Origin of the sequence: Photorhabdus caribbeanensis (assembly GCF_018448885.1) — a bacterium.
GTDB lineage: Bacteria > Pseudomonadota > Gammaproteobacteria > Enterobacterales > Enterobacteriaceae > Photorhabdus > Photorhabdus caribbeanensis.
In genome coordinates, this window is sequence record NZ_RCWB01000007.1 from 129,239 (window position 1) to 154,404 (window position 25,166).

General features: G+C 42.4%; 23 protein-coding genes and 2 pseudogenes. 5 read left to right on the plus strand and 20 right to left on the minus strand.

Annotation, left to right across the window (positions count from 1 at the left end):
• Nucleotides 1-138: 138 nt before the first annotated feature.
• Nucleotides 139-426 (minus strand): antitoxin Xre/MbcA/ParS toxin-binding domain-containing protein, encoded by a 288-nt coding sequence (locus EAE90_RS07210; RefSeq protein WP_051560704.1) that lies wholly within the window; start codon nt 424-426, stop codon nt 139-141.
• Between the two features lie 160 nt (nt 427-586).
• On the opposite strand from EAE90_RS07210, the gene EAE90_RS07215 reads away from it, so the two are divergent.
• The gene (locus EAE90_RS07215; RefSeq protein WP_214052937.1) at nt 587-841 is read left to right on the plus strand and encodes a type II toxin-antitoxin system prevent-host-death family antitoxin; all 255 of its coding nucleotides are present in this window, start codon (nt 587-589) and stop codon (nt 839-841) included.
• A 75-nt stretch (nt 842-916) separates the two neighbouring features.
• On the opposite strand, the gene EAE90_RS07220 is transcribed toward EAE90_RS07215, so the two are convergent.
• Entirely contained in the window at nt 917-1,447 is a 531-nt protein-coding gene (locus EAE90_RS07220) for a Tc toxin subunit A-related protein (protein ID WP_214052938.1), read from the minus strand.
• A gap of 90 nt (nt 1,448-1,537) precedes the next feature.
• The gene (locus EAE90_RS07225; protein WP_214052939.1) at nt 1,538-2,554 is read right to left on the minus strand and encodes a formamidase; all 1,017 of its coding nucleotides are present in this window, start codon (nt 2,552-2,554) and stop codon (nt 1,538-1,540) included.
• Nucleotides 2,555-3,034: 480 nt separating this feature from the next.
• Here EAE90_RS07225 and EAE90_RS07230 point away from each other — a divergent pair, with 480 nt between their 5' ends.
• Both EAE90_RS07230 and vapB read left to right on the plus strand, forming a co-directional pair.
• Nucleotides 3,035-4,588 carry a Fic family protein gene (locus EAE90_RS07230; protein WP_214052940.1) on the plus strand — a complete coding sequence of 518 codons (1,554 nt, stop codon included), beginning with the start codon at nt 3,035-3,037 and terminating at the stop codon, nt 4,586-4,588.
• Nucleotides 4,589-4,691: 103 nt separating this feature from the next.
• Nucleotides 4,692-4,923 (plus strand): annotated as a pseudogene (gene vapB / locus EAE90_RS23695) (type II toxin-antitoxin system VapB family antitoxin).
• Between the two features lie 1,267 nt (nt 4,924-6,190).
• On the opposite strand, the gene EAE90_RS07235 reads toward vapB, so the two are convergent.
• From EAE90_RS07235 to trmJ, 11 genes are all read right to left on the minus strand, one after another.
• The gene (locus tag EAE90_RS07235) at nt 6,191-6,613 is read right to left on the minus strand and encodes an enhanced serine sensitivity protein SseB C-terminal domain-containing protein (RefSeq protein WP_214052941.1); all 423 of its coding nucleotides are present in this window, start codon (nt 6,611-6,613) and stop codon (nt 6,191-6,193) included.
• 35 nt (nt 6,614-6,648) lie between these two features.
• Nucleotides 6,649-7,944, minus strand: coding sequence for an aminopeptidase PepB (gene pepB, locus EAE90_RS07240; protein WP_214052942.1), 1,296 nt, complete (start codon nt 7,942-7,944; stop codon nt 6,649-6,651).
• A gap of 182 nt (nt 7,945-8,126) precedes the next feature.
• Nucleotides 8,127-8,327, minus strand: coding sequence for a Fe-S cluster assembly protein IscX (iscX, locus tag EAE90_RS07245; RefSeq protein WP_065390284.1), 201 nt, complete (start codon nt 8,325-8,327; stop codon nt 8,127-8,129).
• Between the two features lie 18 nt (nt 8,328-8,345).
• On the minus strand, nt 8,346-8,681 hold the full coding sequence (gene fdx / locus EAE90_RS07250) for an ISC system 2Fe-2S type ferredoxin (protein ID WP_036779209.1): 336 nt from the start codon (nt 8,679-8,681) through the stop codon (nt 8,346-8,348).
• 2 nt (nt 8,682-8,683) lie between these two features.
• Nucleotides 8,684-10,534 carry a Fe-S protein assembly chaperone HscA gene (gene hscA / locus EAE90_RS07255; protein ID WP_214052943.1) on the minus strand — a complete coding sequence of 617 codons (1,851 nt, stop codon included), beginning with the start codon at nt 10,532-10,534 and terminating at the stop codon, nt 8,684-8,686.
• 11 nt (nt 10,535-10,545) lie between these two features.
• Nucleotides 10,546-11,067 (minus strand): co-chaperone HscB, encoded by a 522-nt coding sequence (hscB, locus tag EAE90_RS07260; protein WP_214052944.1) that lies wholly within the window; start codon nt 11,065-11,067, stop codon nt 10,546-10,548.
• 37 nt (nt 11,068-11,104) lie between these two features.
• Nucleotides 11,105-11,428 (minus strand): iron-sulfur cluster assembly protein IscA, encoded by a 324-nt coding sequence (gene iscA / locus EAE90_RS07265; protein WP_036779216.1) that lies wholly within the window; start codon nt 11,426-11,428, stop codon nt 11,105-11,107.
• 225 nt (nt 11,429-11,653) lie between these two features.
• Nucleotides 11,654-12,040 carry a Fe-S cluster assembly scaffold IscU gene (gene iscU / locus EAE90_RS07270; RefSeq protein WP_011147477.1) on the minus strand — a complete coding sequence of 129 codons (387 nt, stop codon included), beginning with the start codon at nt 12,038-12,040 and terminating at the stop codon, nt 11,654-11,656.
• 24 nt (nt 12,041-12,064) lie between these two features.
• Nucleotides 12,065-13,279 carry an IscS subfamily cysteine desulfurase gene (locus EAE90_RS07275; protein WP_214052945.1) on the minus strand — a complete coding sequence of 405 codons (1,215 nt, stop codon included), beginning with the start codon at nt 13,277-13,279 and terminating at the stop codon, nt 12,065-12,067.
• A 49-nt stretch (nt 13,280-13,328) separates the two neighbouring features.
• A complete protein-coding gene (gene iscR, locus EAE90_RS07280) occupies nt 13,329-13,823 on the minus strand; it encodes a Fe-S cluster assembly transcriptional regulator IscR (RefSeq protein WP_214052946.1) in 495 nt (164 codons plus the stop codon).
• An 87-nt stretch (nt 13,824-13,910) separates the two neighbouring features.
• Nucleotides 13,911-14,636, minus strand: coding sequence for a tRNA (cytosine(32)/uridine(32)-2'-O)-methyltransferase TrmJ (gene trmJ, locus EAE90_RS07285; RefSeq protein WP_214052947.1), 726 nt, complete (start codon nt 14,634-14,636; stop codon nt 13,911-13,913).
• Between the two features lie 133 nt (nt 14,637-14,769).
• Here trmJ and suhB point away from each other — a divergent pair, with 133 nt between their 5' ends.
• Entirely contained in the window at nt 14,770-15,573 is an 804-nt protein-coding gene (gene suhB / locus EAE90_RS07290; protein ID WP_214052948.1) for an inositol-1-monophosphatase, read from the plus strand.
• Nucleotides 15,574-15,674: 101 nt separating this feature from the next.
• On the opposite strand, the gene treC is transcribed toward suhB, so the two are convergent.
• The 5 genes from treC to glyA form a co-directional block, all read right to left on the minus strand.
• Nucleotides 15,675-17,336 carry an alpha,alpha-phosphotrehalase gene (treC, locus tag EAE90_RS07295; RefSeq protein ID WP_214052949.1) on the minus strand — a complete coding sequence of 554 codons (1,662 nt, stop codon included), beginning with the start codon at nt 17,334-17,336 and terminating at the stop codon, nt 15,675-15,677.
• A gap of 58 nt (nt 17,337-17,394) precedes the next feature.
• Nucleotides 17,395-18,816 carry a PTS trehalose transporter subunit IIBC gene (gene treB, locus EAE90_RS07300; RefSeq protein ID WP_214052950.1) on the minus strand — a complete coding sequence of 474 codons (1,422 nt, stop codon included), beginning with the start codon at nt 18,814-18,816 and terminating at the stop codon, nt 17,395-17,397.
• A gap of 148 nt (nt 18,817-18,964) precedes the next feature.
• Nucleotides 18,965-19,912, minus strand: coding sequence for a trehalose operon repressor TreR (gene treR, locus EAE90_RS07305; protein ID WP_214052951.1), 948 nt, complete (start codon nt 19,910-19,912; stop codon nt 18,965-18,967).
• A gap of 73 nt (nt 19,913-19,985) precedes the next feature.
• Nucleotides 19,986-21,131, minus strand: coding sequence for a 3-phenylpropionate MFS transporter (locus EAE90_RS07310; protein ID WP_214052952.1), 1,146 nt, complete (start codon nt 21,129-21,131; stop codon nt 19,986-19,988).
• Nucleotides 21,132-21,321: 190 nt separating this feature from the next.
• Nucleotides 21,322-22,575 carry a serine hydroxymethyltransferase gene (gene glyA / locus EAE90_RS07315; protein ID WP_088373172.1) on the minus strand — a complete coding sequence of 418 codons (1,254 nt, stop codon included), beginning with the start codon at nt 22,573-22,575 and terminating at the stop codon, nt 21,322-21,324.
• Between the two features lie 365 nt (nt 22,576-22,940).
• Here glyA and hmpA point away from each other — a divergent pair.
• Nucleotides 22,941-24,134, plus strand: a pseudogene (hmpA, locus tag EAE90_RS07320) (NO-inducible flavohemoprotein); the annotation flags it as partial.
• Between the two features lie 245 nt (nt 24,135-24,379).
• Here the strand turns inward: hmpA and EAE90_RS07325 are convergent.
• Nucleotides 24,380-25,162 (minus strand): ABC transporter permease, encoded by a 783-nt coding sequence (locus tag EAE90_RS07325; RefSeq protein WP_214052954.1) that lies wholly within the window; start codon nt 25,160-25,162, stop codon nt 24,380-24,382.
• Between the last annotated feature and the right edge of the window lie 4 nt (nt 25,163-25,166).

Below are 25,166 nucleotides of genomic sequence, written 5' to 3' on the forward strand. Positions count from 1 at the left end.
TTAATATCGATTCTATTTAATGTAAACCTGCCACCTATCCTGACGTTAAAAAAATGCCCAGTTCACATTTAACTGGGCATTAATCTAGAAAAGAGAGGTTAAAGAAGGAGAATGATTTTTCTTAATTCTATAAAGAAATCATGAGAATACCCCATGCTCCAGACGCCCGATGAGATCTAACACTTCAAGTGCGCCGCTTTCAGTTGCAATAAGAGACATCGGAGTGACTGCACCAAGGCTCTTAACAGGGCTTTTTAACCATGTCCATGCTTCATTCTTATTTCCGCCAAAAAGTTGTACTGCGGCATCAAACACACGAATCAGCCGTGCAACACGCTCATTCTCTTCGACAGAAAGGACGAAACCTGCATTTTTTCGGCGGATAACGTTTTGCTCCTTATATTTGTATTTGTCAAAGTTGTACATATGACACCTTAGTTAATCTGATAATGACCGCTATAGCTCAGCTACCACAAATTACGAACTTGGAAGTTTGCAAGATACAAAAACAACCGTACAGTATGTTGTACGAACAATGGGCACTTCGTTGTATTTTTCAGGTTATTTCTTGGCATAGGTAGGATAAATGAAAGTGTTAACTGACTCAGAAGCAAAACAAAATCTTTCTGAAACGATGATAAATGTCGTGAACGATTGTAGCCCAGTGATTATCACTCGTAAAAATGGCGAAAGTTGCGTACTTATGTCATTAATTGATTTCGAATCTTTGCAAGAAACAGCTTATTTGATGAGATCACCAACCAACGCGAATCGTCTTCTGGAATCTATCTCTCAGTTAAGAACCAGAAAAGGGAAACTCAAGGAATTAGATTTAGACTGATAGTACAGAGCAGGAAAAACTCCCTGCTCTGACTACTAACGAGGTCTTGGATAATTTATTCTCCCGGGCACCGATTTACCCATTCTTCATTTTACCTTTTACTGCTGTGGCAAACGGTTTACCACCATCTAACGCAGTGTAATGAAGATGAATCTGAATATCTTTCAACTGCGATGTGAGGATATTGGGAACCAAGACATCAATCACAGACTGATCGGGGAATTCCAATGTCCAAGTTGAAATAGCGCCTGTTCCTTCGAAAGGCAGATAGCGATCATCATCAAACATCAGGGTGCAGAGCCAATTCTCTTTCGCAACACCACCATCATCTTTTTCATTTAAGGAAGAGAGGGCAATTTGCTGTTGGGCTCGTAGATTCTTCACAATATTTTTATCGCTTCCACTATTTCTGGTTGGATCATAAAGCCAAGTTATCCCATCAATATCGGCACTGGTTAAAGTGAAACTGCTGGTTTGTGTCAGGATGGCGCTAATCTCCGTCGGTAACGCAGGATAAGGGCTAAGTGCGTTTACCAATATCGAAACAGAAATGCGCTTAATCTGGCGTAAATAATGTCCGGGATACCAGAAGAACGCCAAACTCACCACTTTTCCACTATGCTTTAAGCTTACACAGGATGGAAAGAATAGCAGCATCGCAGCGCTTCTATGGTGTTATATTATCAACCTATCTATTTACTTATCAATTTTCGGCAATGGCCCCAATTTCACACCTTCTGGGTAATATTTCCAGCCATCACGAATACGGATGCTTTCATCCCAAGGCAATTTATATTCACCGTTTGCCAAATCGCGCACCCAAGTCAAATAATTAGCTCTCTCTCCGCCAGGTTTACCAACATAACCTCGGCAACCGAGATTAAAAATACTGTTCTCTAATGCCCAATTCTCACGAGCCTTATCTGCCAGACGCGGGAACAATTCAGCGGTGACAATTTCCCACGGATTACGCTGGCCTTGCTGGATAACGTTACCGTCATAATTACAAATTGTACCTTCACCGAAATAATAAAAAACCTCATCATAGCCTGCCAGATTAACCGATACGGTATACATTAAGTTCTGCCAGGCATTAGTGCGATTAGTCCAGATCCATTGATCGTTAACTTGGGTAGAATAACCGGAAATACGGATAAAAACGTTACAGCCTTTATAGGCGGCTTCGCGTGCCAATTCAGGAAACATACCATCGTGACAAATACACACCGCCAGCTTCGCACCTTTTGGCCCCTCACAAACCGGCATTCCCAAATTACCCGGCATCCAAGGTTCAATCGGCACCCAAGGCTGCAATTTTCGGTAATGCAATGCAATCTCACCATTGTTGTTAATAATAATTGCGGCGTTATAAGGTGGCTGTGACGAATCTTCATTACGTTCCATGACTGAAAACACGCCCCAAATATCATTGCGAATACAAGCCTGACGAAAACAATCCACTTCTGGACTATCTAGTGATAATAGCATTTCATCATAGGTCCAGATCTTGGTATTTAATCCCTGAGCGGAATATTCAGGAAATACAATAAGATCCAAATCAGGATAACCGGCTTTAGTTGAATCGATTGTTTTACAAATCTGCCGCACTTGAACCTGAATATCTTCAGGCACCTTAATCACAGGAACAGGATATTGAATAGCAGCAATTAATAACGCCTCATCCCATGCACTGACACTTCCGGTACTGCCCATAAAGACCTCTGAATGAATAGTAATTATTAAAATTGAATGACAAGTTTCATCGTTATACAAACAAATAGAACTTATCTTTACCCGTCGTTAAGTGATTTCACTAATGCATAATAGCGCCTCTTTTGTTTACAAAAATGCGATCTTTAACATTAAATAAAAAAATTAATAACTTTTTAGTAAAGAATACTGTTATTAAAACTAGGGTTAATTTGCCCTTAATAACTTTGCAAATAGTCGAGCACTTTGAAGGAACTCAATCCGGTTTGAGCGATATGAGGAGTTATAAAAAATCCCAAACGACCTGTTTGGCCTTTGCAGCATGTTGACCATCAGCAATCAGTTGATAGAGGACTTAGATTCACTGTATTTGAGTGTAAAAGCTAATAATGCAAGTTCGTAAAAGCTAGTAATTCAATATCGTAATAGCTAATATTGTATTCCCGTATTAGCTAATACTTAAACATCTGCTGGAAGAAAGACATGGCAAAAACTGGAAACGAAAGGTTGGCAGAAGCGCTGAGAGCTGCAAGCGATGCGGCCGTGGGCAACGTGCTGAGTTCTAAGTCAATCACTGATAAACAACGCACACTTCTGATCAATAAAGGCTATTTCAAGCAAATCATCAGGGGATGGTATCTCCTGGATGCAGATCTCACGACTGAAAAAGCGGGTGATTCAGTACTTTGGTATGAATCCATCTGGTCTTTCGTTGGGCAGTACGTCGAAAATATCTTCGGAGGTGATTACTGGCTAAGTCCCGAATCCTCTCTTGATTTACATACAGCAAACAATGCCTTACCAAACCAGATAATTGTCTACACCTCAGACACGACGCCTCGCACACTTAACCTACCTAACAACATGAGTATGGTGATCATCAAGGGAAGGGTTCCCTGTAAGACTGTCAAAGTAAACGGTATAAATGTTCATTCGTTAGAAAGCGCACTCGTTGAAACTGGCCCACAAACTTTCAGAGCCAACCCTATAAGCATTCAGCTAGCACTCAGGAATGCTGATCTGAGTCTGCTTTCAGAAGCAGTACTGACAACCAAGAATGTTGCCTCAGGGAACAGATTAATTGGCGCCTACCAGCAGCTAAAGATGAAGGCCGAAAGCCGGAAACTACAAACCATCATGGAAGGAGCCGGTTTTGAAGGTATTAAGCAGGTTAACCCATTTGACTATATTCCGATGATAGTAGGTGGTAGTCGGGGAGAATCCCCAAGCGCAGTTCGCGTTAGGCTCTTGTGGCAGGAGATGAGACAAGAAGTCGTCGAGGTATTTGATGACTTTCCACCACCTTTTGACTTCTTTGAGCGCTCAATCGAAAAAACACACGCCATGATGAGCAACCTCTACATAAGCGATGCCTACAACTCACTATCCATCGAGGGTTACAAAGTTACGCCAGAATTAATCGAGCGTCTGTCTAAAGGTGACTGGTCGCCGGATACCATCCAAAGGGACAAAGAGCAGAAGGATGCAATGGCTGCCAGAGGCTATTACGATGCCTTCAACAAGGTGAAAGACCTACTGCGTGAAGCACATGAAGATAAGGAAGGCTTGGACATCCACTATCTGATTGACGTTGGCTTAACTGACTGGTTCACTGCGCTGTTCAATCCCTGTGTAGATGCCGGAATCATCAACAGACTGGATTTGGCGGGATTTCGCAAAGGACCAATCTATATCCGCACTTCAATGCATGTACCGCCCTCCAGCGAGCAATTGATGGACTGTATGGAAGCACTGAAAGAGTTGATCGCTACTGAGAAACACTTTGTGGTAAAGGCTATCTTGGGGCATCTTTTTCTGGGTTATATTCATCCGTTCCCCGATGGGAATGGCCGCACTGCCAGATTCTTAATGAATTTCTTGCTGGTAATCGGAGGATACCCTTGGACGGTAATTAAACTGAAAAATAGAACTCAGTATCTATCAGCGTTAGAATCAGCCTCGGTAGGAAAAAATGTGAAGCCATTTGCGGAGTTCGTAAGGCAATCTATGCAGGAAGAATACAATATCGCAATATGAGTGGATATTGACCTGAGTTCTAAGATCGGAGCTGACAGGTCCCTTAGAGGCCAGCAAAAATAAATTCCTATTCGGGACCGGAAAGTTAAGAAAGAGGTGCGTCATGATATATCGAAGTAAAGTTTTTATGAGCAACCAAACTCAGAATGTGAGATTACCCGCAGATCTCCGTTTCCCTAGAAGTTATTGTTAGGTCAAAAAGCAAGGAACGAATTATTACGCCCGTACAAAATACATGGGATAGTTTTTTTCTGTCTGATCAATCTGTAACTGACGATTTTTTACTTAGACGTCCTGATCAAGTAACAAGTGAAAAAGAATCTTTCGATGATTAAATATCTTCCCTCTTTAAAGACATTTATTTATCCATAAGTTCAAAGCTTAGATATAAAAATTTTATTCAATTAAATACCTGTCAATAAAGCCCGGAAGTGATGTACTATCCCGGCGATGCAATTTAGAATCCCTGTCCATAAAAGTAATATTGAAATTAATTACGTAAAAAACAATTAGCATATATTTTTAATATAAACGTGATAAAAATAACATAAAATAAATAAAAAATTGTTTTATATAACACAGCTATTTAAGACAAAAAATATCGCCAATTTTTATCAGTATTTTCTTTTAAAATTATCACCAAGTTAACCATCTATATAATAAAATTAAAAATTTTTATAAAATCATTATTAATAATTTTATAAAACAACTACTGAAAGAGTCACATAAAATAAGTGAAATTATAATAAAAATTTATTTCAGAGTGATTAGATGCTATTAAAAAGCGATTAAAAACCACAAATAATATTAGAAATCAAAATTAAAAAAAATAAATAAACAATAAAACCCAGTGAAATCAATAACAGCAATATGTATTACCAAATAACGAATACTTTATCTATTATGTAAGTTTTTTTAAACTAAATTATATTTTATGTAAAAATAGAAATATCAATTTCGCATGATTTTATTTATTTAAAAGACAAGAAATTAGTATATAATTGAGGTACTAAGTTATTTACAAGCTATCAGCCTTTTAATTTATTCGATTAACAATTATATTTGGAATTGCATTTTATTTTTATCTTAAAAATATATATTTATATTATTACTTTGGTTTTATTTTATTATTTGAAAATATTGTTTAATTATATATGTAAAACAAAATCAGATTATAATTATCTATTTATGATTTTTAGTCTATTTTATCTATCCTAAATAAGATTCCAAAATAGCATCACATATTACACTATTCATAATTCCATATATAACAATGGGTTGAGGCAGGTCATGTGTGGCAAAATTATGAAACGTTATTGAGTTAAAAATAAGATTTATACAGTAGTTATTAAAATTAAGTTATTTTGTAAAAACATTCAATAAGAGTCATTAAAATTTTTGTAACTAATCTTTATTCAAATATATGGCAGACAAAATCACCCCGATTTTATGAATTATCCCCAAAAATTGAGCAATTAAACACACGTTTATCAAGGTCTGAGTCCTGTATTTTACTGGACTCAGACTCTTTAATTTTTACTTGATTCAGTAATAAATGGAGACTTCAATTCTGCCAACAACTATTTATCACTCGCTAAATAGTCACTTATTCATTACCGGAATGCTTCCACGTAACCAACTGCCTAATTTACGCTGGTAAAATGGCTGCGTATGCTGAATCAAATAATGGCTGATGCCACTCTCTTTTTCATCAACTAAACAGAAGTCAATCGGCTCTTCTTCCGATGTGTATTCACAAGCAATAGTGCCCGCTTCATGGATTAGTTGTTCAATTTCGTCTACGGCGCCACTTACTTCCAGTCCAATTAATAAATTGGGGGTTTCATCCACATTTTTATCATGAGCTTGAATGATAAAAGCACGGCGAACAGGTTTACGTTGGCTAAATAAACTGACCAGAGCCTCAATGAGCTTCGCAGGATATTCTTCCGGTTGGCTAAGTGTTATTTTACTACCACTTGGAACATCAATCTCAACCGAAAATAATTCACTTAATGAACCCATAAAAATCTCCAATCAGTTTTTTAGATAAAATAAATTTATTTCGCCTTCGCCAACAACAAATTAGCAATCGAACGAACCCCATAACCTGTCGCACCAGCAGACCAATGTTCTACTGCGGATTTACGATAAGTTGCCGAGCAATCAATGTGAATCCAACCTTTTTGGTATTCTTCCACAAAGTGAGACAAGAAAGCCGCCGCGGTACTGGCGCCCGCAGTATGCGATGGCGCAGCAACGTTGTTCAAGTCAGCAAAATTCGATGGCAGTTGGCTACGATGGAATTCAGCTAATGGTAAACGCCAGAACAGTTCATTCTCGGATGCAGCCGCCGCCAACAGATCAGCCGCCAGTTTGTCATCAAAGCTGAATATAGAGTGGTAATCATTACCTACTGCCGTTTTCGCCGCACCGGTCAAGGTTGCCGCATCAATGATTAATTTCGCTTTTTCTTTGCTGGCATCAATTAAACCATCAGCCAGCACCAGACGACCTTCCGCATCCGTATTCATCACTTCAACAGATTTGCCATTACGGTAATGAATAACGTCACCCAGTTTAAAGGCGTTGCCACTGACCATGTTATCCGCTATGCAGAGGAACAGTTTAACTCGCTGCTTCAAACCACGACTGATTGCCAGCGCCAATGCGCCTGCCAAGGTTGCGGCTCCACCCATATCCGATTTCATGGAATCCATAAAGGAAGATTGTTTCAGGCTGTAGCCGCCAGTATCAAATGTGATGCCTTTACCTACCAAACAGGCAAACACCGGCGCTTGCAGGTTGCCAGTTGGGTTGTAATCCAACGCCAATAGAATCGGATCGCGAGAAGAGCCACGGCCAACGGTGTGAATGCCAGCATAACCCTGTTCACGTAAATCTTCGCCTTTAATAATGCGATAACTGACTGATTCACCCGCCATACAACACATCAGGTCAATCGCACGCTTCGCCAATTGTTCCGGCCCAAGCTCTTCCGCTGACATGTTGATGGTGTCACGCACCCAATCAATAATTTTAATTCTGCTTTCCAGTTCCTGTTTTTCAGCCGCAGGCAATTGAGGCCATTCGATAGAACGATTACCTTTCGGCGCGCGGAATCCTTGCCAGAAAGCCCAACTTTTCTCTAAATCCCAACCTTCACCCACCAGAGCCACATGACGAATTCCCTGACCGTCAATTTTACGCCCGGCACGCTGAATAGCACCTAATTTACCTTTACCAACCAGATGGATGGTTATCCCTTGCTCACTGGAACTAATCAGCGCTTTTTCACCCCAGCAAGCTGCTGCTGGTTCATAAGACAGTGTTATTGGCATGATTTGTTTAGTCATTCTTTTTTCACCTCTTATTATTACCGCTTGATGGCAGTGAGAAGCTTATTTAAGCTTCTATCGATATAATTCTTCGTCTGCCAGATATTCATCCTATAAAAAAACCGGCCAAAGCCAGTTTTTCATTGAAGAGCAGCCTACCTTAAAACGATAGTGGATAAATAACAAATTAATGCTATTTGTTATTCAAACTCATCCAACCAAACAAGCAGGATTGCTTCCAAAATCTTTTCATTGGATTTTTCAGGCGCATCATCAAAATCATCCAGCTCACAAATCCACTGGTGCATATCAGTAAAGCGAACCGTTTTTGGATCTACTTCAGGAAATTTGTCATATAGCGCTTCACCAATTTCACGGCTATTGGACCATTTCAGGCTCATTTATTTTTCTCCTGCCAATCAGTGCTCACGGGCATGGTTAATGGTGTATTTTGGAATTTCTACCACCAAATCTTCGTCAGAGACTCTAGCTTGACAACTCAGACGACTTTCCGGCTCCAGCCCCCAAGCTTTATCCAGCATGTCATCTTCCAGTTCAGAGCTCTCTTCCAATGAATCGAAACCTTCACGAACGATACAATGGCAAGTGGTGCAAGCACAGGATTTTTCACACGCATGCTCGATTTCAATCCCATTGCGCAATGCAACATTCAGAATAGATTCCCCTTCTTTGGCTTCCAGAACTGCACCATCAGGGCAAAGATCGTTATGAGGTAAAAATACAATTTTTGGCATAATTAAATCTCGTCCACAGAATGGCCCGCCAACGCCCGACGAATAGATGAATCCATCCGACGCGCAGCGAATTCCTGCGTTTGCTTATCCAGTTGTTTAATCGCGTTTTCAATAATTTCAGGATCATTGCCCTGAACGCTTGTTATAAGTATTTCCACGGCAGCATCAATTGCCGCCTGTTCTTGTTCATTTAGTAGGTCAGCATCTTTTTCTAACGCATTGGTGACACTTTCCAGTACTCGCGCCGCTTCCACTTTTTGTTCTGCTAGTTTGCGCACACTGATATCTTCCTGAGCATTTGCCATCGAGTCTTTTATCATACGAGCGATTTCTTTATCAGATAAGCCATAGGAAGGCTTCACCTGAATAGAAGCTTCGACGCCTGTGGATTTCTCCAACGCACTAACACTCAACAAGCCATCAGCATCGACCTGGAAAGTAACCCGGATATGAGCCCCACCAGCGGGTAATGGAGGAATTCCACGTAGGGTAAAACGGGCCAGTGAACGGCAATCACTTACTAATTCCCTTTCCCCTTGCACCACATGAATACTCATTGCACTCTGGCCGTCTTTGAAGGTAGTGAATTCCTGCGCTTTGGCAACCGGAATGGTCGTGTTACGTGGGATGATCTTTTCAACCAAGCCCCCCATCGTTTCCAGCCCAAGTGAAAGCGGAATCACATCCAACAACAGCATGTCGCTATCTGGCTTGTTACCCACCAGAATATCCGCCTGAATCGAAGCGCCCACAGCAACCACTTTATCAGGATCAATGGAAGTCAACGGTTCGCGGCCAAAAAACTCGCCAACCATGTGACGAACCAATGGTACACGGGTTGAACCACCCACCATAACCACCTGTAAAACCTCATCCGCAGAGACTTCTGCATCTTTCAATGCCCGACGACTTGCCAGTAAAGTCCGTTTTATCAATGGTGTTATCAGGGCTTCAAATTCGCAACGGGTGATTTTACCCTGCCAGCCGCCAATGTTTATTTCTGCAATATCAGCATCACTCAAGGCGATTTTTACCTGAGTAGCCATATCCAATAGCTGGCGTTGCAGACTATGGTCATTTCGATCGCCAATCCCCGCCTGTTCACGAATCCAATCAGCCAGTATTAAATCGAAATCATCACCACCCAGTGCGGTGTCGCCCCCGGTTGCCAGCACCTCAAAGACACCTCGGCTTAACCGCAGAATAGAAACGTCAAAGGTACCACCGCCTAAATCATAAACCGCAATTACACCCTCTTGACCAGAATCCAGTCCGTAGGCAATCGCAGCGGCAGTAGGTTCATTAAGCAGACGCAGAACGTGCAACCCGGCTAAACGCGCCGCATCTTTTGTTCCCTGACGCTGTGCATCATCAAAGTAAGCAGGAACCGTGATCACAACACCATCAAGCTTACCATCCAGTGTTTCTTCTGCACGCTGCGCCAGCAATTTAAGAATTTCAGAAGAAACCTGAATAGGATCGACCAAACCCGTTGCGGTGTTGATTAACGGCAACCCGTTTTCACTCGCTTGAAATTGATAAGGAAGATTTGGATAACGTTGCTGAATGTCAGCCAGAGAGCGTCCCATCATACGTTTTACTGAGCTGATGGTATTAGCCGGATCGCACGCAGCCTGTTGACGGGCCTGCCAACCAATTTCAGGCCCCTTTTCATGGTAGCGAACAACCGAAGGAAGCAGATAACGATCTTCACTATCCATCAATGTTTCTGCTTGCCCACTGCGAACAGTGGCAACTAATGAATGTGTCGTGCCTAAATCAATACCGGCAGCTAAACGACGTTGATGTGGTGAAGCGGATAACCCCGGCTCGCTAATTTGTAATAAAGCCATATACGCCTTCCTTAAAAGTCGTCCAGTAAACGTTCTTCCAGTTGCTCAACCTGCTGTTGCAATTTATCCAGAAAACGCAATTTACGCACCGTATCGGCTGCTTGTTCCCACTGCTGTTCATCCAATCGCTGCACCATTTGCTGACTGCGGGTTTTAATCATCCCATTCAGGCGAGCGGCAAAATCAGCCAATGCCGCTTCTGGACTAGCTTTGCCGGCAATACATTCCAACTCTTCCCGCAACATGAGCTGTTCCATCAGGAAAGCGTTGTCATTCATGGTGTGCTGTTCGTTGGCTAAATCAAAACCATGCAAAGAGAGCATATATTCAGCGCGTTTCAGTGGATGTTTAAGCGTTTGATAACCGTCATTGATAGTCGCGGCTTGCTGCAACGCCAGCGTTTTTTCACGCTCTGGCTGACTAGCAAAGCGATCAGGATGGAACTGACGCTGCAATTCTTGATAACAGCTTGCCAGTTGTTCTCGATCAACAGCATAACGAGCCGGCAGCCCAAATAAAGTGAAATAGTCCATAATCTAAACTTACTCTGGATTTGGCCGAAAAACGGAATTAAACGTTAAAACTCTCTCCACAACCACATTCACTGGAAACATTTGGGTTGTTGAATTTAAAGCCTTCGTTAAGGCCCTCTTTAACAAAATCCAGCTCTGTACCGTCGAGATAGACCATGCTTTTGCCATCTACGATAACTTTGACGCCCTTATCTTCAAACACTGTGTCGTCTTCGTTAATCATATCGGCAAATTCAAGCAGATAAGCCATACCTGAACAGCCTGATGTTCTGACGCCCAGACGCAAACCAACACCTTTTCCACGGTTACTCAGGAATGACGAAACACGTTGTGCAGCACTTTCTGTAAGGGAAATTGACATACAACAACCTCACTTTTTAAAACCAGCAAAGGCAGATACCGGATGGTATATAACAGCCAGTATCCACCAAATTTTTTGCTATACCCGTCATCTTTCAAGTCGCCTCTTTGTTGGCCGCACTCACTCCCCCCGGTAACATAGTTATCTATGCTCCCGGATTCGCTCCCTTGCCGTCGCGATGCATCTTGAAATCCATAGGGTATATCTTGTTATTATCAAGGGCCGTTATCTGCCCTGGCGTTTACTTTTGTAATCCGCAATCGCTGCTTTAATCGCATCTTCTGCCAGAATAGAACAGTGGATTTTCACTGGCGGCAGTTCTAATTCATCGGCAATTTCAGTATTTTTAATCGCTTCCGCCTGCTCCAGAGATTTGCCCTTCATCCATTCTGTGACTAAAGAGCTGGACGCAATCGCAGAACCGCAACCGTAAGTTTTGAAACGCGCATCTTCAATAATGCCTTCATTATTGACTTTGATTTGCAGTTTCATCACGTCGCCACACGCAGGGGCGCCGACCATGCCGCTGCCAACCATTGGATCTTCACTATCGAAAGAACCGACGTTACGTGGATTTTCATAGTGATCAATTACTTTTTCGCTGTAAGCCATGTTGTTACTCCTGAAACCGTCTGATTAATGATGAGACCATTCGATACTGTTTAGATCCACACCTTGTTTAAACATTTCCCACAGTGGAGAAAGTTCACGCAGGCGGCCAATAGATTTGTGAATCAGTTCAATGGCGTAGTCGATCTCTTCTTCTGTTGTAAAGCGCCCTAAAGAGAAACGGATAGAGCTGTGAGCCAGTTCGTCATTCATCCCCAACGCACGCAATACGTAGGAGGGCTCCAGACTGGCAGAAGTACATGCAGAACCCGAAGAAACCGCCAGATCTTTTAATGACATCATCAGTGATTCACCTTCAACATAGTTGAAGCTGACATTCAGAATATGCGGCGCGCCGTGCTCCAGATCTCCGTTAAGGAAGACCTCTTCGATATCTTTAATACCCTGCCACAGACGCAACCGCAGGCCGCGCAGACGCTGAGATTCACTCTCCATTTCCTGCTTGGCAATACGGTAAGCTTCACCCATCCCCACAATTTGATGAACAGGCAAAGTACCAGAACGCATACCGCGTTCATGACCGCCGCCATGTTGCTGTGCTTCAATACGAATGCGTGGTTTACGACGAACGTACAGCGCGCCAATCCCCATCGGGCCGTAAATTTTATGGGCGGAGAAAGACATCAAATCGACTTTCAATTTAGTTAAGTCAATTGGCAGCTTGCCCACGCTCTGGGTGGCATCAACATGGAAAATGATACCGCGGCTGCGACACATTTCACCGATGGCGGCAATATCCTGCACCACGCCAATTTCATTGTTAACATGCATGATAGAAATCAGAATGGTGTCATCACGCACCGCAGCTTCCAGATCGTTTAAATCAATCAACCCGTTGCTCTGAGGCGCCAGATAAGTGACTTCAAACCCTTCACGTTCCAATTGACGGCAAGTATCCAGAACCGCTTTATGTTCGGTTTTACTGGTGATGATGTGCTTGCCCTTTTTCTGGTAAAAATTAGCCGCGCCTTTGATGGCAAGGTTGTCAGATTCCGTCGCGCCAGAAGTAAAAACAATTTCTCGCGGATCTGCGCCCACCAAATCAGCAATCTGATTACGGGCAATATCAACCGCTTCTTCAGCCTGCCAGCCAAAACGGTGTGAACGAGAAGCGGGATTACCAAATATCCCGTCCCTGGTCAGATAGTTCATCATCTTTTCAGCAACACGCGGATCAACCGGCGTTGTTGCTGAGTAATCTAAATAAATTGGTAATTTCATTGCTCACATGCTCCCTACTTCTAATACTTCAATTCATCACAAGTTCTGCTTATGGGCGCAGATTGACATTAATTGTTTCTTGTGCTCTACCGTGAGGTGCACGGCGTTTATCGTTATCCTGGCGACCAGCAACGTCCAATACTTCTTGGTTATTGACTAATTCTTCTAAACTGATACTGCTCAGGAAACCGGTAATACGATCACTTAAATCGCGCCATAAAGCATGAGTCAGGCAGCGATCGCCGCCCTGACACCCTTCTCTACCCTGACAACGGGTAGCATCTACTGATTCATCAACTGCGAAAATCACTTCGGCAACAACAATTTCACTGGCATCTTTGCCCAACAAATAACCGCCACCTGGACCACGGACACTTGAAACCAGACCATTTTTGCGCAAGCGAGAAAATAACTGTTCAAGATAGGAGAGGGAAATACCCTGACGTTCAGAAATGTCGGCCAATGGTACCGGACCTTCTTGTGAGTGCAACGCCACATCAAGCATGGCAGTTACTGCATAACGCCCTTTAGATGTCAATCTCATAAATGAATTACCCCGTGGTGAAATATGAGCGAAATTGTGTCATTCCTGAGTATTTTAGTCAACTATTTAACCTAGTAATTTACTCAACTATTTCTTCGCCCATTTTTCAACGGAGGACAAGATACCACGCAGAATATTCAGTTCCTGCATCTCAGGCCGGGCACGGGTAAAAAGCCGCCTTAATCTATTCATTATCTGGCCTGGATGCGCTTTTCTGATAAAACCGGAATCATTTAATACACATTCAAGATGATGATAAAAACGTTCCATATCATCAGCTAATGGATATTCCACTTCATCAATTTTTTGCTCATTTTTATCCTGACGCGCTAAATAAGCCATACGGATTTCATAACTAACAAGCTGAACCGCCATCGCCAGATTTAATGAACTGTATTCAGGATTAGTTGGGATATTCAGATGATAATGGCACTTCTGCAATTCTTCATTGGTCAGCCCTACCCGCTCACGGCCAAAAACAATAGCAACCGGCGCGTGCGCAGCCTCCTGAACACTGCGTTCACCACATTCACGCGGTTCGACCATCGGCCATGATAACGTTCTTGAACGGGCACTGGTGCCAATCACCAATCCACAACCCACCAGCGCTTTATCCAAACTATCGACTATCGTCGCATTACCAATAACATCGCTGGCGCCAGCAGAAAGTGCAATCGCGTGAGAATCTGGCTGAACCAAAGGATTTACTAAATAAAGATTGGTTAATCCCATTGTTTTCATTGCCCGGGCGGTTGACCCCATATTTCCGGTGTGGGAAGTTTCAACCAGGATAATGCGGATATTTTCTAACATGACAACTTCTGAATAGTCTGGATAGTTATAAGAATCAAATATCTTAACACAGCATTAGTCATTTTTCCGAACTACTGCTATACTATGCGCCGATTAATTACCCGTTCTTTAACATCCTGGTGGAAGATATCCCATGCATCCGATGCTGACCATCGCCATACGCGCTGCGCGTAAAGCCGGCAATCTAATTGCCAAAAATTATGAAACTCCCGATGCGGTTGAAGCTAGCCAAAAAGGCAGTAACGATTTTGTTACCAATGTTGATAAAGCCGCAGAAGCGCTCATTATCGACGTTATTCGTAAATCTTATCCCAAACACTCGATTATTACCGAAGAGAGTGGCGAGCTGCTAGGCGAAGAAGCTGATATTCAATGGGTAATCGATCCACTGGATGGCACGACTAACTTTATCAAACGCCTCCCTCACTTCGCCGTTTCTATTGCAGTACGCATTAAAGGCCGTACTGAAGTTGCGGTTGTTTATGATCCAATGCGTAATGAGCTTTTCACCTCAACCCGCGGTCAAGGGGCTCAGTTGAATGGCTATCGTCTGCGTGGCACTAATGCCCGCGATCTGGATGGCACTATTCTGGCAACAGGTTTCCCATTCAAAGCAAAACATCATTCCACTGTTTTTATTAATACTTTGGGTAAATTATTTGTTCGTTGCGCTGATTTCCGTCGTACAGGCTCCGCTGCACTGGATCTGGCTTATGTTGCGGCTGGTCGGGTGGATGGTTACTTTGAAATTGGCCTAAAACCGTGGGATTTTATGGGTGGCGAACTGCTAGTTCGTGAATCTGGCGGTATCGTAACTGATTTCGTTGGCGGTCATAATTACATTCATTCCGGCAACATTGTTGCAGGTAATCCACGCGTTGTTAAAGATATCCTGGCAGAAATGCGTGATGAATTATCAGAAGCATTGAAACGTTAATTCACGCGAATTTTAAATAGAATTACAAGACGGTATTTTAGGTAGACCGCAAAAAATGCGGTCTACCCTGCGATTCATTTAACCAACAACAAAGGCCATTGTCACTCCGCTAACCAATAAACAGCTTCATAAGGCTGTAGCTGCATATTTTCTACCGGTAATTGGTTTTCAGGATAGTTCCCCATCAATTTCACCCATGAACAGTGGGATAAAGAAGCATCCAGCGACCACTCTTGCACTTCCGCGCTGAGGTTAGCAATAACCAGCAACGTTTGGTTTTCCCATCGGCGAACATAACACCATAGCCAAGGGTGGGACGGCAACAAATCTTCATAACTGCCATAAGTCAATACCGGATATGTCTTACGCAGTTTTATCAAGCGGGCATAACAATGGAAAACTGAATCCTCATCCTGGATGGCGTTTTCAGCGTTCACAGCCTGGTAATCACTATTCAACGCTATCCACGGCTCCCCTTGAGTAAACCCTGCATTGGCAGTCGCATCCCATTGCATTGGTGTTCGTCCATTATCACGAGATTTCTTCGCTAAGACCGATAAAATTCGCTGTTTATCACTGCCCTGCTCAATCTTCTCTTGATAAATATTTAAACTTTCTATATCCCGGTACTCTTCAATATGCGAAAAATTAGGGTTAGTCATTCCCAGCTCTTCCCCTTGATAGATATAAGGGGTTCCCTGCATACCATGCAGTACCATTGCCAACATTTTAGCCGACGGCACCCGCCAAACGCCTTCACCACCAAAGCGTGAAACAATACGCGGCTGATCGTGGTTACACCAGAACAGTGCATTCCATGCCCGTTTGTGCATACCTTGCTGCCACTTGGCAAAAATTTTCTTCAATTCAACAAAATCAGGCGGTGCTGCAACCCATTTTTCACCATTGGGGTAATCGACTTTTAAGTGATGGAAAGCAAAAACCATCGACAGCTCTTCACCATCTAATGAAGAATAGCGTTGACAGTGTTCCAGTGAGGTAGAAGACATCTCCCCGACCGTCATCACTCCGGCAGGCTGGAATACTTCTCTGTTCATTTCTTGCAGAAATTCATGAATACGCGGGCCATCAGTGTAGAACTGACGCCCATCTCCCTGAGTTGATTCAGGGAAGTCTTGCTGCTTAGAAACCAAATTAATGACATCCAGGCGGAAGCCATCAACACCAAGGCCAGCCCAGAATTCACAAATCTTTTTCAGTTCAGCCCGTACAGGTTCATGTTCCCAGTTTAGATCGGCCTGCTCAACAGCAAACAAGTGCAAATAATACTGTTGGCTTGCTTCATGCCACGCCCAAGCATTGCCGCCAAATTTTGACGCCCAATTATTAGGCGGCGTCCCAGGTTCCCCATCCCGCCAAATGTAATATTGCCGATAAGGGCTATCAATATCCTGTGCTTGTTTAAACCAAGGGTGTTGAGTCGATGTATGGTTGAAAACAATATCCACGATGACGCGGATATCACGTTGATGTGCCTCATCAACCAAACGCTTAAAATCATCCATTGAGCCGTAAGCTGGATCAATCGCACAATAATCAGCGACATCATAACCGTTATCTACCTGTGGCGAGCGGTAAAAAGGCGTCACCCAAATAGCATCTACGCCCAATTTCTTCAAATAATCAAGCCGATAAGTAATGCCGTTAAGATCGCCCGTTCCACTACCTGTCGTATCCTGGAAACTCTTAGGATATATCTGATAGATGACGCCTTGTAACCACCACGGAATGATTTTGTCCATCAAAAACACCTTATCAATATATTTCCTGAATTAAATAGCCATGAATTGAATAACCACATCATTCAACCGCTAACATACCGGCCATATTCTTCCTGCGATAAACAACAGTCGTGAGAATCAACGGAACAATGATGGCGACAAGCATAGCTAATGCGTAAATTAGCCAAAATTGCGGTTTGATCGAAAGAATACCTGGCAGGCCGCCTACACCAATACCATTTGCCAATACACCACTGAACCCACAAATCAACCCGGCTAAACTAGAACCAATCATGGCACAGAGCATAGGGAATCGATATTTGATATTAATACCGTACATTGCCGGCTCAGTGACGCCCAAATAGGCGGAAATAGCCGCAGGTACGGATAATTCACGTTCATTATGCTTTTTACTGATTAAAATGATACCAACAACCGCGGAGCCCTGAGCAATATTGGATAATGCAATAATAGGCCAGATCGGTGTTCCTCCGATACTCTGCACCATCTGCATATCTATGGCTAATGTGGTTTGATGGATACCTGTAATCACCAATGGCGCGTAAAAGAATCCAAATAAAGCTGCACCAATAGGCGCAAAACTTCCCGTCATCAACGCCTTAACAACCCAAGCAACTCCATCACCCAGTAACCGACCAAATGGCCCAATAAGGCTATGTGCTAAAAAAGTCGCCAATATTAACGAAACTACCGGAACAATGACTAAATAGAGATAACTAGGAACCACCCGCTTTAACTGAATTTCAATCCACCCCAAAGTAATACCCGCCAAAAGTGACGGAATAACCTGCGCCTGATAACCCACTTTTCCAATCGTGAACAGGCCAAAATTCCATAGTTCAGGGATTTGTTGCCCTAAATGATAAGCATTCATTAATTGCGGCGAGACTAATGTTACTCCCAATATAATACCTAATATTGGTGTTCCACCCATCATCCTAACCGCCGACCAACAAATACCCACTGGCAGATAGAAGAATATCGCCTCTCCTAACAGCCATAAGAAATCATATATTGTTTTCCAAATAGGATATGTTTGAGCTAGAGTTTTACCGTCACTAAAAGGAATGTCACCAATAATGTTACGGAAACCTAGAATAAGTCCGCCACTAATTAATGCGGGTAAGAGAGGAAAAAATATCTCCGCAAACTTAGAAATGAAGCGCTCTTGCCATTTCATATTTTTCTTCTCAACCTGCTGTTTATCTTTTTTGTTCAATTCAGATTGACCAAGATAACTATTTAACGCCTTATAATAATCACCAACATTAGTACCTATCACTACCTGGAATTGCCCTGCATTGGTAAAACAGCCCTTAACCATCGGTAAGTTCTTTATCTCATCCGGCTTGGCTTTAACTGGTTCAACTAATACAAACCTCAATCGGGTAATACAATGACTTACACTGGCTATATTTTCACAACCACCGATTAATGTAATTAGTTTTTCTATATCTTTAGAATTTATTTTGTTTTTCATAACAGCCAGTCATCATAAGTGAATATCAATTACTAATTAGCATGCTTAGTAAACTAATTTCATCCTAATATCATTTGGTTATGCTTGTCATGGGAACGTTCCCAAAAATGGGTTGAAGATCACATTGAAACGGCAATATTTCTTATTTTTAAGCCAACTTACTCGGAATGATTACTTGTTGTTTAGGGTATTGCCGGTTTATCTGAGCAATTAATTGACCGGCTGCATATTTACCTGCCTCACTATAACCCAGATCAATAGAAAGCGTGTTAGGGTATAAAAAGTTCAACAAAGGTGTATTACCAATGCTACCTATTTGTATATCTCCCCGATTATTTTGCTGCAAATATTTATATGCACCTAAAGCCAAACTATCGGTTGCACAGATTAAAGCTGTTGTTTTTTCTCTCAATACCTTATTAACATGCTGGAACCCACTCTGATAGCTTAAATCACATTGGACGGAAAGCGGATGCAACCCCTTCTGTTGACAATAATTCAGATAAGATTGATGGCGAAGAAAACCTGTCGTGGTATCACAATCATCTACACCAAGAAAACTGATATTTCTGTGCCCCCGCCGGTAGAATTCATTCATCAATAAATGCACAGCACCAATATCGTCATAACATACAGAAGAAAAACCCGTATATTCGCGGGCAAATACCACTATTTTGTCACGCCAAGGGCAGAGGAGCTCTTCTGACAATCCAGTGAAACCGAACAAAATAATGCCATCTGCATGACGCAATGCCAATTGACGTAGATGTTCCTGTAAAAGCTGTAGATCAAAATTACTTTCCATAATAATCGGATCGTAACCACGCTGGTAAAACAGAGGTAACATGGTACTTATCGATAAATTCTCTGAAAAAGATCCCAGACGCGACACAATTAAGGCTATGATTTTGTCACTTTTCACTCGCATCGCTCTTGCTGATTTAGATGGAACAAAATTATTTTGTTGGATAATCGCCTCAACTCTTTCACGTACTTGTGGACTTACGCTATTTTCATTGTTTAATACCCGCGAAACGGTTGATTTACCGACATTAGCCAAACGAGCGATATCTTTTATTGTTAATTTATTCGACATGATATCTCATAAAAATATTATTTGAGATACTTAGTTTCTTACAAAAATATTGTAAGAAACTAAATTTATATTATTAATAATTATGAGCTTTAACCTGTGGCCGCAAGAAGATAGCAGGAAAAGCAACCAAAGCCATCATCCAGAAAATGCCGCTGTGCAGATAATCATACATAAATCCGGCAATGACCGTCATGATAGCGATCCCACCCCCCATTGCCAATGCGGAATAAGCCGCTTGCAAACGCACAATTTCCCCTTCCTTTCTCGCACCGATAAAACGCATCGCAGCCAAATGGCAGACAGTGAACGTGCCACAATGCAATATTTGAACAACAATCAACACCGGTAATGCGGTGAATGTTCCCATCAATCCCCAGCGAACAACACCACATATACCAGAAAGCAGCAAAAGATTACGGGCATTCCAGCGGCGAAATAATTTATTACTCAGAGTAAAAATAATCACTTCAGCCACTACGCCCAATGACCAGAGATAACCGACTACCGAGGCAGAATAACCTGCGTTTTCCCAGTAAATTGTACTGAAACTGTAATATCCCGCGTGGGCGCCCTGCAATAAAGCCACACATAACAAGAATCGGCGTACTGATTTTTCAGACAACAACTGTTTAAATGACACAACATCCACTTTGGCAGATTTGGTTTCACCAACCGGCATGATAGAGGGCCGAAGTAATGTCACCAACAAGGTAGAAAAGACGCTAAACAATATCGTGATGAGGATGGCCCGATGTCCCCAGACAGAGATCAATTCCCCGGTTAATGCTGAACTGATAATAAAGGCAATTGAACCCCAAACCCGTATTTTGCCGTAATCAAAAGAAAATTGTTTTTGCCATGTTCCTGCCAACGCATCACCCAATGGTATCATCGGCGAAAAAAATAGATTGAAGCCGACCATAACGAACAGGAGCCACGCCCAATGATTTCCTAATGTAAAACCAACAGCGAAAATCAGAGTCAGCAACGCCAATATACGCAGTGCAAGAATAAGTTTTGCGGGATCTTTAACTGTAGGCGCAATTAATAAACTTCCCAGGAAACGGGAAACCAAACCAGCCCCCAATAAAATCCCTATCATATCGTGCTCTATACCTTCACCCTGGAGCCAGGTTGCCCAGAAAGGTAAAAATATCCCGTAAGAAAAGAAATATGTGAAGTAATCTAACGCCAGCCAACGCGTCGATTGAATAACCATTAATCCCCCTGGTAAAAAATGCAAAAAACCCGCCCTTAACTAACTTAGTTAACTCAAGAAACTAGATATTGAGCGTTATCTTGAAGTGGATCTTCCCCGGAGGAAAATCCACACATCACTCCTCAATATCTCACTTAAGCAAACGATGTTAGCCGGAGCAGGTTTTGTAACGACTTATTGAAATTTTAATTTATGCGTAAACCGGATATTTTGCGCAAATAGCCAGAACTTTCTGTTTAATTGCTTCAATGGTCGCTTCATCATTGATGTTATCCAATACATCACACATCCAACCAGCCAATTCACGCGCTTCGGCTTGTTTAAAGCCACGACGGGTAATCGCAGGCGTACCGATGCGCACACCAGAAGTCACAAATGGGCTCTTCGGATCATTAGGCACGCTATTTTTATTTACCGTGATATTTGCACGGCCCAACGCAGCATCGGCATCTTTACCAGTGATGTTTTTATCAACCAGATCCAGCAGGAACAGGTGGTTTTCTGTACCACCAGAAACCACTTTGTAACCACGAGCCAGAAACACTTCAACCATCGCTTTCGCGTTATCAGCAACCTGATGTTGATACGCTTTGAATTCTGGTTCCATTGCTTCTTTCAATGCCACCGCTTTACCTGCAATAACATGCATCAGAGGCCCACCCTGACAACCAGGGAACACAGAAGAATTCAGCTTTTTATACAGCTCCTCATCGCCACCTTTCGCCAGAATCAAACCACCACGTGGACCGGCCAGTGTCTTATGCGTCGTGGTAGTGACGATGTGAGCATGAGGAACCGGGTTAGGGTATACCCCTGCGGCGATCAGACCAGCAACGTGCGCCATATCAACGAACAGATAAGCACCAATGCTGTCTGCAATTTCACGCATCTTTGCCCAGTCAACCACACCGGAGTAAGCCGAGAAACCGCCAATAATCATTTTTGGCTGGTGTTTTTGAGCTTGTGCCGCAATATCGTCATAATCGATTTTACCGCTCTCATCGATGCCATAAGGCACAACGTTATATAACTTACCAGAGAAATTAACCGGAGAGCCGTGAGTCAAATGACCGCCATGTGCCAAATTCATCCCCAGAACCGTATCGCCCGGTTGCAGCAAAGCCATATAAACCGCCGCGTTCGCTTGAGAACCAGAGTGTGGCTGCACGTTGGCATAATCAGCGCCAAACAGCGCCTTAGCACGATCGATAGCTAATTGTTCAACAACATCTACATATTCACAACCACCGTAGTAGCGTTTACCCGGATAACCTTCAGCATATTTGTTAGTAAGTTGAGAGCCCTGTGCCTGCATAACTCTTGGGCTGGTATAGTTTTCAGAGGCAATTAACTCGATATGTTCTTCCTGACGAACAACTTCCTGCTCCATCGCCTGCCATAGTTCGGGATCATAACTAGCAATATTCATTTCACGCTTTAACATTGGGTTCTCCTGACTCAGCTAACTTCTCTTCAAACAACACCCCAAGGGGCCGAATGGCACACAGTGTAAACCCTTTTCACCGAATGAGATAGTCTTGACAAAATATTTTACGCAAACGATTGCATGCCTGTCACAAGCAAGATCTCTGTTTTAAATAGAAGAATGGAAATTACGCTAAATTTTTCCTCTTTGGTTAGAATTTATGACCTAAAGTAGTCATTTATTTAGTGTAAATATCTTTTATGAATATTTTTTTCACCACAAAGACCACATTCTATATTTACAAAGTCTCCAAAAGGGTATAAGTTGCATTTAAATTACATGTTATAACTTTCATTACCACTTGAAAGAAATTCAGGAGCTTCACCATGTTGGATAGCCAAACTATTGCAACTGTCAAATCAACTATTCCATTACTTTCTGCTACTGGTCCAAAACTGACAGCACACTTCTATGAGCGGATGTTTAACCATAATCCTGAGTTGAAAAACATTTTTAATATGAGCCATCAACTTAATGGCGATCAGCGTGAAGCCCTATTCAACGCGATCTGCGCCTATGCAGCCAATATTGACAACTTAGAGGTGCTACTACCGGCAGTAGAAAAAATCGCGCATAAACACGCTAGCCTGAATATTCAACCAGAACATTATCAGATTGTCGGTACTCACCTGTTAGCAACATTGGATGAAATGTTCCAGCCGGGAAATGAAATTCTGGACGCCTGGGGAAAAGCTTATGGCGTGCTCGCTGATGTTTTTATCAATCGTGAAGAACAAATCTATCATAGTGGTGAATCAACAGATGGCGGCTGGCGTGGTTTACGTCCATTCCGTATCAGCCGGAAAGAGGTAAAAAGTGAGGTGATTTGCAGCTTTGAATTTATACCACAGGATGGCGGGAAAGTGATGGATTACAAACCTGGCCAGTATCTGAGTATTTATCTGGAAGATAATAGCTTTGACAACCGAGAAATTCGCCAGTATTCACTGACAACAGCGCCAAACGGCTCCAGCTATCAGATTGCGATTAAACGTGAGCCACAAGGAATCGTTTCTAACCATATGCACGATAAGATGCAAGAAGGCGATACCGTCTGGTTGGCCGCCCCACGCGGTGATTTTTTCCTTGATATAAAACCAGAAACGCCGGTTACTTTGATTTCCGCTGGCGTTGGCCTGACACCCATGATGAGTATGTTGCATCACCTCCACCAGCAAAACCATGATAGCCAGATTAACTGGTTACATGCGGTGGAACACGGCGGCCATCACGCGTTTAGCAATGAAGTCGCAACAATGGCGCAAGCAATGCCAAATTTTGCTAGCACAATTTGGTACCGCGAACCAAGGGATGAAGATCAACAAGGTATTCATTATCAACACCAAGGCTTTATGGATCTGACGGTTCTGAATGAAGAGTTGAAAACAGAAGGAATGCATTTCTATTTCTGTGGTCCTGTTCCCTTCATGCAATATATAGCGAAACAGTTATTGGATATGGGAATTGATAAACAATTTATTCACTATGAATGTTTTGGTCCACACAAAGTGATTTAAATTTTCAGCTTAATATTAAAAACGTTATAAGGTGATAATAGCCAATAAAGTGAATAGAGCAGAAATTATCTTTAATTTATAGGCTCTGATATTCAATATTCATCTGTATTGAATGTGCTTAATGTGACTGAAAAAACCAATTCATCACTATTTTAGAGACTTTATAGAGTTTGTTTATCATGGAGCCCGCCTTATCGGACGTCAGCTCCATTGATTTCAAGAGTCATGGGTAAAAATACATATCATCAGCTACTTGCGCTACTATATCTTGATAAAGCTTTAAGCCAGAGGTATCGGGTGAAGAATAACGCCCCTAATGCGTACATAAAAGCCATAGCCAACGTGCCGAAATTAAGCATGCCCAAGGCAGCTTGCACAGGTACGTTACTTACGAAAACAATTGGTAATATAAAACTCAGAACGAACCGCATAGCACCTGGATAAGCACTGACAGGAAACCGTCCCATATCCATAAGAGAGTAGCAAATAATCCATACATCAGAAACTTTAGTGAACCAAAAGGCAATGAGATTTGAACACATAAACAGAGAATAGAAAATACACGCGCCCAATAATAGCGCCAGATTAAACTGTATAAAGTTTGAAAATATCAAAGCATCTTGTTGATGCATAGCCACCAGAACAACTATATAACCAACGACAAAATTCGCACCATCCCACACATTAAAACGATGAAATGTGATAAAAAATTGATGGTCAACGGGGCGAATAAGCATAAAATCCAAGTCACCTCGTCTGATGTATTCAGATAAAGAGTGGATACTTGGAAATAGCCAGCTATCGATTAGTGACTCCACAATGAGAGTCACACCAAGTAAGGCAACCATTTGATTGAAACTCCACCCCCCTACTTGGGATACCTGACCGAAAAAACCCGTCAGAACAAGTAACGCCAGCAGGCAAGCGAGAGAGGAATTGATCAAATTAACCAAAGCATTGAGTCGAAATTCAAGTTCCAAGACGAAAGAATTCCTTATCAATACCAACAATAGTAAACAGTATCGCATTTAG

Coding starts and splice junctions, on each gene's coding strand:
- EAE90_RS07210 (WP_051560704.1), bottom strand. CDS start 426: ATGTACAACTTTGACAAATACAAATATAAGGAGCAAAACGTTATCCGC.
- EAE90_RS07215 (WP_214052937.1), top strand. CDS start 587: ATGAAAGTGTTAACTGACTCAGAAGCAAAACAAAATCTTTCTGAAACG.
- EAE90_RS07225 (WP_214052939.1), bottom strand. CDS start 2,554: ATGGGCAGTACCGGAAGTGTCAGTGCATGGGATGAGGCGTTATTAATT.
- EAE90_RS07230 (WP_214052940.1), top strand. CDS start 3,035: ATGGCAAAAACTGGAAACGAAAGGTTGGCAGAAGCGCTGAGAGCTGCA.
- EAE90_RS07235 (WP_214052941.1), bottom strand. CDS start 6,613: ATGGGTTCATTAAGTGAATTATTTTCGGTTGAGATTGATGTTCCAAGT.
- pepB (WP_214052942.1), bottom strand. CDS start 7,944: ATGACTAAACAAATCATGCCAATAACACTGTCTTATGAACCAGCAGCA.
- iscX (WP_065390284.1), bottom strand. CDS start 8,327: ATGAGCCTGAAATGGTCCAATAGCCGTGAAATTGGTGAAGCGCTATAT.
- fdx (WP_036779209.1), bottom strand. CDS start 8,681: ATGCCAAAAATTGTATTTTTACCTCATAACGATCTTTGCCCTGATGGT.
- hscA (WP_214052943.1), bottom strand. CDS start 10,534: ATGGCTTTATTACAAATTAGCGAGCCGGGGTTATCCGCTTCACCACAT.
- hscB (WP_214052944.1), bottom strand. CDS start 11,067: ATGGACTATTTCACTTTATTTGGGCTGCCGGCTCGTTATGCTGTTGAT.
- iscA (WP_036779216.1), bottom strand. CDS start 11,428: ATGTCAATTTCCCTTACAGAAAGTGCTGCACAACGTGTTTCGTCATTC.
- iscU (WP_011147477.1), bottom strand. CDS start 12,040: ATGGCTTACAGCGAAAAAGTAATTGATCACTATGAAAATCCACGTAAC.
- EAE90_RS07275 (WP_214052945.1), bottom strand. CDS start 13,279: ATGAAATTACCAATTTATTTAGATTACTCAGCAACAACGCCGGTTGAT.
- iscR (WP_214052946.1), bottom strand. CDS start 13,823: ATGAGATTGACATCTAAAGGGCGTTATGCAGTAACTGCCATGCTTGAT.
- trmJ (WP_214052947.1), bottom strand. CDS start 14,636: ATGTTAGAAAATATCCGCATTATCCTGGTTGAAACTTCCCACACCGGA.
- suhB (WP_214052948.1), top strand. CDS start 14,770: ATGCATCCGATGCTGACCATCGCCATACGCGCTGCGCGTAAAGCCGGC.
- treC (WP_214052949.1), bottom strand. CDS start 17,336: ATGGACAAAATCATTCCGTGGTGGTTACAAGGCGTCATCTATCAGATA.
- treB (WP_214052950.1), bottom strand. CDS start 18,816: ATGAAAAACAAAATAAATTCTAAAGATATAGAAAAACTAATTACATTA.
- treR (WP_214052951.1), bottom strand. CDS start 19,912: ATGTCGAATAAATTAACAATAAAAGATATCGCTCGTTTGGCTAATGTC.
- EAE90_RS07310 (WP_214052952.1), bottom strand. CDS start 21,131: ATGGTTATTCAATCGACGCGTTGGCTGGCGTTAGATTACTTCACATAT.
- glyA (WP_088373172.1), bottom strand. CDS start 22,575: ATGTTAAAGCGTGAAATGAATATTGCTAGTTATGATCCCGAACTATGG.
- EAE90_RS07325 (WP_214052954.1), bottom strand. CDS start 25,162: ATGCGATACTGTTTACTATTGTTGGTATTGATAAGGAATTCTTTCGTC.